At 45.6% G+C, this 12,425-nt stretch carries 11 protein-coding genes and 1 riboswitch; of the genes, 3 read left to right on the top strand and 8 right to left on the bottom strand.

Translation table 11 applies throughout. The annotated features are described in order from the left end of the window. Positions 1–10 precede the first annotated feature (10 nt). Entirely contained in the window at positions 11–1,207 is a 1,197-nt protein-coding gene (gene ftsW / locus PYW33_RS01270) for a putative lipid II flippase FtsW (protein WP_004281069.1), read from the top strand. Here ftsW and PYW33_RS01275 read toward each other — a convergent pair. The 7 genes from PYW33_RS01275 to PYW33_RS01305 all read right to left on the bottom strand — a co-directional run bounded on the left by PYW33_RS01275 (position 1,196) and on the right by PYW33_RS01305 (position 7,951). Further along, the gene (locus PYW33_RS01275; RefSeq protein WP_004281070.1) at positions 1,196–1,456 is read right to left on the bottom strand and encodes a zinc ribbon domain-containing protein; all 261 of its coding nucleotides are present in this window, start codon (positions 1,454–1,456) and stop codon (positions 1,196–1,198) included. The two genes, ftsW and PYW33_RS01275, sit on opposite strands and share 12 nt — an antisense overlap. Positions 1,457–1,513: 57 nt before the next feature. Continuing rightward, positions 1,514–2,434, bottom strand: coding sequence for a tRNA glutamyl-Q(34) synthetase GluQRS (gene gluQRS, locus PYW33_RS01280; protein WP_004281071.1), 921 nt, complete (start codon positions 2,432–2,434; stop codon positions 1,514–1,516). A 2-nt stretch (positions 2,435–2,436) separates the two neighbouring features. Continuing rightward, positions 2,437–2,964 (bottom strand): RNA polymerase-binding protein DksA, encoded by a 528-nt coding sequence (gene dksA / locus PYW33_RS01285; protein ID WP_004281072.1) that lies wholly within the window; start codon positions 2,962–2,964, stop codon positions 2,437–2,439. Positions 2,965–3,174: 210 nt separating this feature from the next. Next, positions 3,175–3,987: a metallophosphoesterase gene (locus tag PYW33_RS01290; RefSeq protein WP_004281073.1), complete on the bottom strand. Its 813-nt coding sequence runs from the start codon at positions 3,985–3,987 to the stop codon at positions 3,175–3,177. After that, a complete protein-coding gene (locus tag PYW33_RS01295) occupies positions 3,984–4,619 on the bottom strand; it encodes an NUDIX domain-containing protein (protein ID WP_004281075.1) in 636 nt (211 codons plus the stop codon). The genes PYW33_RS01290 and PYW33_RS01295 overlap by 4 nt, the downstream gene beginning before the upstream one ends. A 76-nt stretch (positions 4,620–4,695) precedes the next feature. Beyond that, positions 4,696–6,591 (bottom strand): phosphomethylpyrimidine synthase ThiC, encoded by a 1,896-nt coding sequence (thiC, locus tag PYW33_RS01300; protein WP_004281076.1) that lies wholly within the window; start codon positions 6,589–6,591, stop codon positions 4,696–4,698. 87 nt (positions 6,592–6,678) lie between these two features. After that, a riboswitch (TPP riboswitch) is annotated at positions 6,679–6,811 on the bottom strand. 108 nt (positions 6,812–6,919) lie between these two features. Further along, positions 6,920–7,951: a hypothetical protein gene (locus PYW33_RS01305; protein ID WP_004644924.1), complete on the bottom strand. Its 1,032-nt coding sequence runs from the start codon at positions 7,949–7,951 to the stop codon at positions 6,920–6,922. 292 nt (positions 7,952–8,243) lie between these two features. Here PYW33_RS01305 and abuO point away from each other — a divergent pair, with 292 nt between their 5' ends. Then, a complete protein-coding gene (gene abuO, locus PYW33_RS01310) occupies positions 8,244–9,605 on the top strand; it encodes a multidrug efflux outer membrane protein AbuO (protein ID WP_004281078.1) in 1,362 nt (453 codons plus the stop codon). A gap of 91 nt (positions 9,606–9,696) precedes the next feature. Beyond that, entirely contained in the window at positions 9,697–10,416 is a 720-nt protein-coding gene (phoU, locus tag PYW33_RS01315; RefSeq protein ID WP_004281079.1) for a phosphate signaling complex protein PhoU, read from the top strand. A gap of 62 nt (positions 10,417–10,478) precedes the next feature. On the opposite strand, the gene PYW33_RS01320 is transcribed toward phoU, so the two are convergent. After that, the gene (locus PYW33_RS01320; RefSeq protein WP_004281080.1) at positions 10,479–12,281 is read right to left on the bottom strand and encodes an ABC transporter ATP-binding protein; all 1,803 of its coding nucleotides are present in this window, start codon (positions 12,279–12,281) and stop codon (positions 10,479–10,481) included. Positions 12,282–12,425: the final 144 nt, after the last annotated feature.

The following is a 12,425-nucleotide window of genomic DNA, read 5'->3' on the forward strand; positions in this document are numbered from 1 at the left end:
GATTCGTGATATGGCTGGGTTTGCTCAGACTACGATCAATAAATTAAATCAATTTTATACGCAGTGGATACCTAGAATACCTGCTGAAGTGAATCCACGGAATGTATTGATTTTCTGTGTGTTGGCTTTGCTCTGCATTGGTTCGATCATGGTGGCATCGGCCTCGATGCCCTATGCAGAACGTATGCATGAAAATCCGTTTCACTATATTAGCCGACATGGGATTTCGATTTTTGTCGCTGCCGTAGCAGCTTTTCTGGCTTATAAAATCCCCTTAAAAGTCTGGTTTAATAACACTTTCTTTTTGTGGATTATTACCATCGTACTTTTGGTGGCCGTGCTATTTGTCGGGACGGAAGTCAATGGTTCCAAACGCTGGATTCGGATCGCAGGCTTTACCTTACAGGCTTCGGAAGTCGCCAAAGTGATGATGGCAATTTTTACTGCAGACTACGTGGTGCGCCGTGCGGAAGAAGTACGGAATAATATCAAGGGTCTGGTCCGTTTAAGTGCCATCATGGGTGCTACCGTCGGTTTGATTATTCTCGAGCCTGACTTGGGTGCAACCGTGGTAATTACCTTAACCATGCTTGGCGTGTTCTTTCTGGCGGGTGCGCCGTGGATTCAGTTCGGTGTGGCTTTTATGACCTTGGTCGGCGCATTTGCTGCCGCGATTCTGTTGGAACCGTATCGTCTGCAACGTCTGCTGTCTTTTTCGAATCCTTGGGAAGATCCCTTAGGCACCGGTTATCAGCTCTCTAATGCCCTTATGGCCTTTGGCCGTGGGGAGTGGGCAGGGGTAGGCTTGGGGCATAGTATCCAGAAAATGTCTTATTTGCCTGAGGCGCATACCGATTTCATGCTGGCAATTTTGGGTGAAGAATTTGGCTTTTTAGGCATTTCAACCATCCTGATCTTGTCCTTCACCATGCTGGTTTGCTGTATCCGCATTGGACACCGCGCCTTGCAGCATCAATATTTGCGTGCCGGCTATCTGGCTTATGGCATCAGTATCATTTTCCTGTTACAGATTCTGGTGAATGCCGGTATGAATATGGGCATGTTGCCGACCAAGGGTTTGACCTTGCCATTTATTAGTTATGGCGGTTCATCCCTGATTATCTGTGCGGTCATGATCAGTCTGATTCTGAAAATTGATTCGACCACGCGTCAGGTCAATCCAAGCCGCGAAGAATCAAGCTTCTAGATTGGAGTTTCGTCCTGGCTCTGGCTGAGCATGGTCCAGTACCGTGCTCGGCATTGCGGTTCCACAATTGGAACAGGTCACAAAAGCAGATTTAGGCTTGGAAAGTGGAATCAAGGGTATAAAAAATAAAGAAAAATAATTACGCTGCTGTTTTAGCTCATAGCCCGAACGAGTACGGCAGACCGGACACAGAAACTGGCTTTTCTCAATGGTTTTGGTTTTAGGGCCGACGCCAAAAATAAAAAACATACTCTTCTTCCTATCAATTTTTCATTCTAGAAGTCTAGCTTAAGTGAAAAGCTGTTTTTATAAATAGTGACCTTGTAGCTCAGTTGTATGTGGAATCCGCTCAATGTCCCATTGTACTACCGCCTGTTGCAGCATCCGATCGGGAGTGTCCAAATCAACTTCAGCCTGATGCAAAGCCTGAAGTGCCTGTTTTAATAATTGCGGTGCCTGAGTTAAATCCAGTGCTTGGGCCAGATTCTGTTTTGACAGTTTTTGCCCCTGATCATTCATTGCCAGCGGTAGATGCATATAGCTCAGACGCGGATAACCGAGTAACTGTCCCAGATAGATTTGCCGTTCGGTATTATCTAAAAGATCAGCTCCACGTACCGCATGAGTCATACCTTGCAGATAGTCATCGACTACTACAGCCAGCTGGTAATTCATAATGCCGTCACGACGTTTTAAGACAAAATCGCCCAGATCTTTTTTCAGTTCTGAACAGTGCTGACCTTGCAGCCGGTCTTCAAAACAGATTTCAACATCTTCAACTTTTAAACGGATGGCCTGATGCTCAAAAGCCAGACCCAAGTTGCGGCAGGTATCCTGATAGATATGGTTGGAACCGAGCATTTTACGGGTACATTGACAGGCATAGACTAGGTCTTGCTGACGTAATTGCTGGATGACGTCTTCGTAAATATCTAAACGGTCTTTCTGGAAAATGATTTCGGCATCAGGTTCAAGCTGAAAGGCATCCATGGCACGCAGGATATGCTCTTCGCTGCCGGGATAAATGCGGGGAATATCGGTGTCTTCAATCCGGACCAGCCATGTGCCTTGATTGGCTTTGGCATCGCAGTAACTGGCAACTGCGGTAATGAGGGAGCCAAAATGCAAAGGGCCGGTTGGCGATGGCGCGAACCGGCCCACATAAGCCATCCTGTTGTCCCCCTCCTTTTTTAAAGGAGGGGTTAGGGGAGGATTATTTACAGACATACTTAACCGTTATTTTGCTTCTCTTTGATCTCTGCAAGGGTTTTGCAGTCAATACATAAAGTAGCCGTTGGACGTGCTTCTAAACGACGCAAGCCAATCTCGATACCACAAGTTTCACAGAAACCATAGTCATCATTCTGGATTGCTTCGATCGACTGTTCGATTTTACGAATCAGTTTACGTTCACGGTCACGGGTACGTAACTCAATCGCAAACTCTTCTTCCTGAGTCGCACGGTCATTCACATCTGGAAGAGCAGTATTTTCGTCTTGCATCGTATTGAGGGTACGATCCACTTCTGACATCAACTCAGCTTTCCAAGCCAGCAAGATTTGGCGGAAATGCTGAAGCTGACCTTCAGACATGTATTCTTCATTTTTTTTAGGTTGATAAGGTTCAATACCAAATAAGCTAGCAGTAGAACCACCGTCAGTCGTTTTAGGCTTAGATTTGCGTACGCGCTTTGCAGCTTTCTCTTCTACAACATCAGTTTGATTGTCTAAGACTTGATTTTGGTTGTCATTCGCCATTTAGGGCATTCCTCATCTATGCGTATGATTGCTACGCAAAAAATATGGTGATATGCAGTTTTTTATCCACCCTGTAGAAAGATTATCCTCCTATGGGGGCCGTCATCATATAGACTTTTTATGCTTATTGATAGTCTTTGATGTCTGGACTATGCATATCACATTTCCTTTGGTTGCAATAAAGTAATGCAAAAAAAACAAATTGAAAAGTTAATAACCTGAAATTTCGGTATTAATATTTTGCTGGCTCAATGCCACCCGTTCAATATAGGTATCAAACTCACCATTTTGTTGCAAATGTAATACACGATAACCTGGTGCCGCCTGATCTAGCGCGAAATCTTCACTTTTAGGTTTAAACTGCACACTGGTCGATGGCGTGGATAAAAAGTAGATGCCATGCCATTCGTTGCAGGAATCCTGATGCACATGACCAAACAGAACCAGCTTGATATTATGATGCCGAGCCAGTACATCTTTTAAATCTTCAGCATTTTTCAGCCGGTGCTGATCAATCCAGTACGATTTCATCGCAAAAGGATGATGATGGCAAGCGACAATGACATGCTGATGCTTAAATTCAAGCAATAATTGGTCCAATTGATCGAGTTGAGCTTGTTCCACCCAGCCATCGATCTTGCCTTGAACGGCACTATTTAACAGGATCATGGTCCAGGTGCCAAAATGAATGGCATGTACCTGATTCGCATGCTGGTGAAAAGGGAACACCCGAGAATCGTCATGGTTACCTGGAATCTGATAATACGGCACGTTTAAAGACTGGACAAATGCTAAATAGCGTTGATAAGTCTGCTCGACCGGCACCTGTGCCAGATCACCGGTATGAATCAGTGCATCCATTTGGGGAAAGCGCTGTTGGATCTGCTGCATCACCTCGTGAAAACTCTGCTCGGGATTCATCCGGGCAAATTCCAGCTCTTCCCGATCCATCAAATGGGTATCAGAAATCTGGATAATGGTCCAATCTGGCTGTGTGTTTATGCTTGACTGCTGAAAACTCATGTCTTTCCCCTTAGACATATTCCTGCAGTATGAATATGTTGTTGCAACCATTGCAAGGCCATAATGACAGGTGCATTTCTTAAGCGACCATTCGTGAGCAAGGACGGAATATCAGCATAATCCAGAATATGCAGCTGGATATTTTCACCTTCATCCGGCATGCCAAAAATACCGCCCTGTTCAGGCAATTCGGTCTGCGCCACATATAAATGAAATAATTCGGAACATGCCCCGGCGGACGGATAGAAGCTGAAAATGTGCTGCAGCTCATCCAGGGTACAGCCTGATTCTTCGAGTGCTTCGCGACGGATGCATGTTTCAGGCGCTTCATCGCCATCCAGAACGCCAGCAATTACTTCGAGTTGCCAAGGAGAGTCGATATCATCCAGTCCGCCAATCCGGAACTGTTCGATCAGGCCGAATTTCTGCTGTTGATGATTGTACATCAGCACACCCGCTGCTTCTGGCCGATGAATCAGCTCACGTTGCAAAATAGGGGTTGAGCTTTCCTGATTAAATAAACGGTGTTTCAGGCTGACTTTTTCTACCTGAATAAATCCCTGGTACAAGAACTCACGTGCCTCTACGCTAAAGTCTTTTTTATTATAAGAGGCCTGTTTAATAATATTCATATGCTCAGATAGAATGAATTGATTTATTTTCATCCTATCTGAGTTTTTTTTGAAGACAACTGTTTTTTTTACAGTTTTATAGTTTGTGGTATAAATTTTGACCAGAGTTGTGGAAGCTGGCTTTCATCTGATTCATGCCGGCTTCAATTTCGGCCTGAGAGCTTGCCGGCTGATCAGGATTGGCCTGTTGACTGGCATAATCACGAACATTCTGGCTAATCTTCATTGAACAGAACTTTGGTCCGCACATGGAACAAAAGTGCGCGGATTTATGCGCGGCTTTCGGCATGGTTTCATCATGCATGCTGCGCGCCGTGTCCGGATCCAGACTCAAGTTAAACTGGTCTTCCCAGCGGAACTCAAAACGCGCCTTGGACAGGGCATTATCCCGGGCTTGCGCACCCGGATGACCTTTGGCCAGATCGGCTGCATGTGCGGCAATCTTGTAGGTAATAATGCCGTCTTTGACATCCTTTTTATTGGGTAAACCGAGATGCTCTTTAGGCGTCACATAACACAGCATTGCGGTGCCGTACCAGCCAATCATCGCGGCTCCTATTGCCGAAGTAATATGGTCATAACCCGGTGCGATATCGGTGGTGAGTGGCCCCAAGGTATAAAAGGGTGCTTCTTTACAGACTTCCAGTTGCAGATCCATATTTTCCTTGATCATATGCATCGGGACATGGCCCGGGCCTTCAATCATCACCTGAACATCATGCTCCCAGGCACGGTGGGTCAGTTCGCCCAAAGTTCGAAGTTCGGCAAATTGCGCTTCGTCATTGGCATCCTGCACACAGCCCGGACGTAGGCCATCGCCGAGACTAAACGATACGTCATAAGCTTTCATGATCTCGCAGATTTCATCGAAATGGGTATACAAGAAGTTTTCCTGATGATGTGCCAGACACCACTGCGCCATGATCGAACCGCCACGCGATACGATACCGGTCAAACGGTTGGCAGTCAGCGGTACATATCTTAAAAGCACGCCGGCATGAATGGTGAAATAGTCCACACCTTGTTCAGCCTGTTCAATCAGGGTGTCTTTAAAGATCTCCCAGGTCAGGTCTTCGGCCACACCATTGACTTTTTCCAGTGCCTGATAGATCGGTACGGTTCCAATTGGTACAGGAGAGTTGCGGATAATCCATTCACGGGTTTCATGAATATTCTGGCCGGTCGAGAGGTCCATGATTGTGTCTGCACCCCAGCGCGTCGCCCAGGTCATTTTCGAGACTTCTTCTTCGATACTTGAACCGAGTGCAGAATTACCAATATTGGCATTGATTTTGACCAAAAAATTACGCCCGATGATCATCGGTTCCAGTTCCGGATGATTGATATTGGCCGGAATAATCGCGCGGCCGGCGGCGACTTCCTGACGCACAAATTCTGGCGTAATTTCAGTCAGGTTTTTTGCACCAAAATTCTGGCCCGGATGCTGGCGCATATCGACACCATCGAGTTGACGTAGGTTTTCACGAATGGCAATGTATTCCATTTCCGGTGTGATAATGCCTTGCTTGGCATAATGCATCTGGGTGATGTTGCGGCCGCATTTGGCTTTGCGTGGTTTTTGAATATGCGCGAAACGGATCGCAGCGGTACGGATATCGCGTAAACGCTGGCGGCCAAATTCAGAACTGAGCTGATCCAGAATTTCACTATCGTTGCGCTGCTCAATCCAGCTTTCACGAATATTCGGCAGACCTTTGTTCAGGTCAATCGTCACATCGGGGTCAGTATAAACACCAGACGTGTCATAGACCATTAATGGCGGATTATGTTCACCGCCCAGACTGGTCGGGGTTTCACTTAAGGAAATCTCCCGCATCGGTACCTGAATATCAGGACGGGAGCCTTGCAGATAGACTTTACGTGAGGCAGGCAGAATTCGCGTTAAATCGCGTGCTTCCTGTTCATGAGCGGAGAGAGTGGTTTCAGAAGAAAGATTCGTTAACTGGTTCATGGCTATGATCCTTATGATGACATCAACGAATCAAGCACGACCAAAAACGTAGGCAGATTTATCCTGAACAGATAAAGCAAGGGCTGGGTTTTTAGCTGGCTTGATTCCTACGCAGGTATTAACCTGATCAGGTTCAACGGTACTCATGCTCAATTCCTGATAACGATAAAAGGAATCACATGATCTCAGCGAGGCATTACTCGCGCTCCGTCAAGCGAGGCTAAAGCTTAGCTCAGTTTAGGCAGAATAAACAGGTCTAAATCGCTCAACTTTAAACGAGGATTGATTTAGACATGGCGATATTGATTGAAGGTGAAACTGATCCCAACTAGATACAGATGGCATCGGTAAAGCAGTCTTTATCATATTTTTGTGAGGGCGGGCTGATCTGGGCATAGTACAGAATCTGTTCTGCTTCCGAGCGGTTTCTATAATCGGCAGGCAAGACTTGTTGGCGCTGTTCCGGAGTCATGTCCAGAAATTCCAGAAACAGGCGTGCCTGTGTGGACAGCGTTGATTTCTGGCCGTTTGATAGTCCAATAATAGTTTCCAGATGACTGGTATCCACAGCATAACGATCGCGATAATCTTCCGACACCGGGGATTGCTCGGTACCTCTAAACAGGAAATAGGTATATTGCTTCAGCAGATATTCAGCATCGCGTTTATAACTGCTATTCGGATAAGTCTTGAGATAGTCTTCCCAAAGCAGACTGCGGGCTGCAATATCAGTGGCTTCAATCTGCAGGCGTTTTTCCACCAGCACCGGTTCCATATTCTGTTCCGCCAGATTTTCAATAAAGGCTTTTTCAGCGGCCGGTAAATAAGGGGCAAAAATACGCGCCAGATATTCCGGACTGCGGCGATAATGTAAAGTGCCATCCCCCAGATCCAGCAGTTCTACATAAGCCTGCCCCTTGTGTTTTAACAGATACTGGTCACGTGAGGTGAGCTGTTGAAAATGCGCATGCTGAATGGTGGGATGCTGCGCCATTTCCAGTGCATACTGCTCAAAGGCGCGTTGCTGAAATTCGGTGCGATCCACCTTTAAAAAGCGCTGATACATTTCGGTAGAGCGCTGCATCAGTTGCTTCTGCTCCGCCAAGTCCATCAACGGCAGGCACACTTTAAGATCCTGATTAATCTGCTCCAGCGCAAACGTCGTGCGCTGGTCATTAATCTGGGACATATTTTTTTCAATATTCTGGCACATGAGGCTAAAGTCACTGACTGGACTTTGCGTTTGCTTCGCCTCAGTCTGTTCGACCTGGATCTGTGGATCTGAGGGCTGTTGGCAGCCCCCAAGAAGCAGCACGCTACCAGCAAGCACACAGGCTTTGAATATCGACGGGAATGGCATTAACACTATGCTTCAGGACTCTGTATATATAGGTGAATTCAGAAAATAACGGCCTTACTGGGAGATATTGTATAGATCAAACTAAAATACTATGTTTAGTATTGTGAATTGCTTTGTTACATTGCCGGTATGGGAGCCAGAAAATTGAATTAATGATGGATAAAAATTGATCTTTATATTAAAAAATTAATAAAAATCATACGTAAAAATTCAAGAGATCTCTTTAGTATGGCTTAGCTTAAAGCGCCAGAATTTTTTGATCTGAATGGCTGTTAGGGGTTAACACTATAAAATGAAATTAAAACGCAGTGTCATGGCCTGTTTATTGCTATTAATTAGTCCGGCGATTTTTGCCCTGGATTTACAAGAAGCGTATGCACGCGCCCAGCAAAATGATCCAAATTGGCAGGCGAATGTGTTGCAGTACCAATCTGATCAGCTCAATCTGGGGATTGCCAGCGGAAATTTGCTGCCGACCGTGACTTTATCTGGAAATGTGACCCGTAAAAACCAGTCCGTCAACAACTCAGAGTCTGAAGGTTTGCCTGCTGAATTTGGTGAGTTGCAAAGTTCCAGTACAACCAGCCGTCAGGTGGCCTTAACCGCACGCCAACCTTTATTTCGCTGGGATGCCTGGCAAGGTTATAAGCAGGTCAAGACCTCGGTCGAACTCAGTGAAGTCAATCTGCGTCTGCAAAAACAGCAGCATATTTTACAGGTGGCCGAAGCCTATTTTAATGTCTTGCGGCAGCAGTCTTTGACTACGGCTTATTTACAGGAAGAGCAGGCGCTGTCTGAACAGTTACGCATGATGAATGCTAAGCTGAAAGAAGGTTTGGTGGCGCGTAGTGAGGTCAGTGAAGCCAATGCCCAGTATCAAAGTGCCCAAGCCAACCGGATTTCGACTCAAGTTCAGCTGGTACTGGCCCAAGAACAGCTGGCACAGTTAATCGGCCCTTATCAGGAAAATCTGGCGGTATTACGCAACGATTTCCAGTTCCAGAAACCGGTTCCAAGTGATATGCAGTCCTGGACCGAATTAGCACAAAGCCAAAATCTGAATATTCTGCAAGCGCGTCTGCAAAAGCGCTATTCTGAAGATGCCAAACGGGTCGAACAGGCTGCGCTCTATCCGCAGGTCGAAGTGGTCGGAACCTATGGCTATTTAAAGCAAAGTCCGGCTACGATCATGTCCAGCAATGGAGATTTCGACCAGATTGGGGTGGAGGTGAACTGGAATGTATTTAGCGGTGGACGCACGCAAAAAAGTATCCGTCAGGCCGGCGTTAATGTGCAAAAAAGTGAAGCGCAACTGGATGCGGCTATCCGTAAAGCCAATACCGATGTGAAACAGTCCTTTATGCAGGTAGAAACCGATCAGGCCAAACTGAATGCACGTAAAGCCGCGATGGACTCTTCGGAAATTGTCTCACAAGCGTCCAGAGCCCAATATCAGGAAGGCTTAAAAACCATGGTCGATGTGTTGCTGGCACAGCGTAATGCCTTTTCTGCCAAGACCGATTATTTGAATGCCAAATATGATTATCTGTTGCATGTGCTGCAATTGCAGGCCTCGGTCGGGCAGTTAACCGAAAAGGAACTGGCAGAGCTGAATGCCTGGCTGATTGAATATGATTCGCCTCAGCCTCTATGAGGCTACTATTGTCATCAAACTTTCATCATGGATATGCTTTAATATGATTTATTATTGATCATTGTCCTCTATCGTTCAGGAGTAGCTTTCCTTGTGTCCAAATAATCCTGTATTAAGTCATCACATTTCTTCGCAATTTAATGAAGAACTGCAGGACGTAAATACCAAATTCATGACGATGGGCGGACTGGTAGAACAGCAGGTAGCTAATGCCATTCATGCCCTATTGGACACAGATGTCTCAATGGCAGTAGATGTGCAGTTTCAAGATAATGTCGTCAATCAGATGGAACGAGATATTGATGAAGCGCTGACCCTGATTCTGGCGCGCCGTCATCCTGCCGCGATTGATTTACGTATGGTGCTTGCCATGTCCAAGGCCAATACCGATCTGGAACGGATTGGCGATGAAGCCTCGAAAATAGGCCGAATTGCACAAAGCTTGTGTGAAGAGGGTAGCTCACCACGCGGTTATATGGAAACCCGGCATATTGGCAACCAGGTGCGGGTGATGATTCATGATGCACTGGATGCTTTTGCGCGTCTGGATGTAGATCAAGCTTTGAAGGTCATGTTGGCGGATGCGGATATTGACCGTGAATATCAGTCAGCCACACGTACGCTTATGACTTATATGATTGAAGACCCACGGCATATCAGTCGTGTCATCAATGTATTGTGGGTGCTGCGTTCACTCGAAAGAATTGGCGATCATGCCCGGAATATTTCGGAACAGGTGATCTATATGGTCAAAGGTTTTGATGTGCGTCATACCAGTGTTGAAGAAATTGAACAGAAAGTTCAGCGTTAAATCTTAAAAAATTAAAATAAAAAAACCTCCGTACCGGAGGTTTCTTTATTGAGATAGAGAAGCTAACTATGAGTTTCTTCCTCGGCATCATCTTCAAAAGTTTTGGCAATTTTTTCAATATTCAGGCTTTTGGCCATCGCATCAAAGATTTCCTTATACACGCCTTGCTGATGATAAAGCTGGTCGTGCTCGCCATGCTCAGCAATCGTTCCTTCTTTCATCACGTAAGTATAATCCGCATCAATAATCTGCGAAAGGCTATGCGAAATGATGATCACGGTACGGCCTTGCTTGATCTGGTCCAGACTGTGTTTAATCTGTTCCGTGGCAATTGCATCTAGACTCGCCGTCGGTTCATCTAGAAAAATAATCGGTGGATTTTTCAGGAACATCCGTGCCAAGGCAATCCGTTGCTGCTGGCCGCCAGACAGCATCAAGGCATCGTTATCATAACCATCCGGTAACTGTAAAATCTGCTCATGAATCGAGGCTTTTTCTGCTGCCTCAATTACATCCTCCATTGAGGCAGTAGTTTTACCATAACGGATATTGTCAAAGATGGTGCCCTGAAAAATATGATTTTTTTGTAAGACCAGACCAATATGATCGCGTAGATATTGGGTGTCATAATCTTTCAGGTCAATGCCATCCAGTTTGATCTGACCTTGCTGTGGTTCATAAAATTTATCCAGCAAACTGATGAGGGTAGATTTTCCGGCACCCGATAAGCCCACCAAGGCGGTAATTTTATTGGGGCGAATTTCCATATCAATATCTTTCAGGGCATGGTGGCCGTTTGGATAATAAAAATTCACGCCACTCAGTTCAAATTTGCCTTGGACAATCGGTTTCTGCTGACCGCTTTGTTCAATTTCATCATCGGCCTCCAGAATTTTGAAAAAGCTTTCTGAATAGATCATGGCATCATTCACTTCATCATAAATCCGGTGCAGGGATCGAATTGGGGCAGAGACATTATTAAATAGCAGCACATGAAACATGATCATACCGATACTCATCTGGCCATCCAGCACAAAGTAGGAGGTTAAAATAATGATCAGTACAATCCCGATCTGTTCCAGAAAAGTTTTCAGGCCATCAAACAGGAAACTGGTCTGGCGGGTTTTCATCTGATTGTCGGTCAGTTCACGCTGTAAACCGAGCTGCTTTTCCGATTCAATCGATTCGCGGTTAAAAGACTTAATCACGGTAATCGAGTTGATGATACTGAGAATGCCCTGACTTTTTCTCTCCCGACCATCGCGAAGACTGCGGCGCCAGCCCCCGAGTTTTTGTGCCTGCTTATAGGTCAGCCAGAAATAGATAGGAACAATAGCAGTCGCGACCAGACCGACATACACATTGGCATAGTACATTAGCCCCAAAGCCACAATGGCACTGGTAAATAACGGTAAAATATCAATAAAGAAAATTTGCACCAGACGGGTCAGTGAGCCAATGCCACGGTCAATCCGGGTCTGTAATTTACCGGCCTGGTTATTTTCCTGATTAAAAAATTCCAGCCGATATTTTAAAAATTTTTCAATAATCCCTTGGGCCAGATCCTGAGAGACAAAAATCCGCAGTTTCTCTCCATAGAACTTCTGCCCGAACTGGACAAAGGCATTGATAATTTCTTTGCCGAGCAAAATCGCCGAAATCGTGATCAGAATATGCCAGCCTTGTTCCAGTCCTTGACCGGTTTCGAGTAGCGAATTGATGCTGTCGACCGCATATTGCAAGGTAATGGCATTGACCTGTGCGGTGAATGAGCCAATCAGGGTCAGAATCAGCGTGGCAATCACCAGCAACCGGTAAGGCTGAACAAAGGGACGAAGTTTCTGAAACAGCTGCCATAAGTTCATAAAAGGATTATTTTTATTGTGAAAGTTGAATTCAGTCTAGGCAGGAATTAGGCTAGCCACAAGCATAAATGTTGTAGTCATTTGTGAAGAGCAGTTGTAATCCTTTAGGTCGAATGTCAGTATTTTCATGTGGATACTGGATTG

This window comes from Acinetobacter lwoffii (assembly GCF_029024105.1).
GTDB classification, from domain to species: Bacteria; Pseudomonadota; Gammaproteobacteria; order Pseudomonadales; family Moraxellaceae; genus Acinetobacter; species Acinetobacter lwoffii.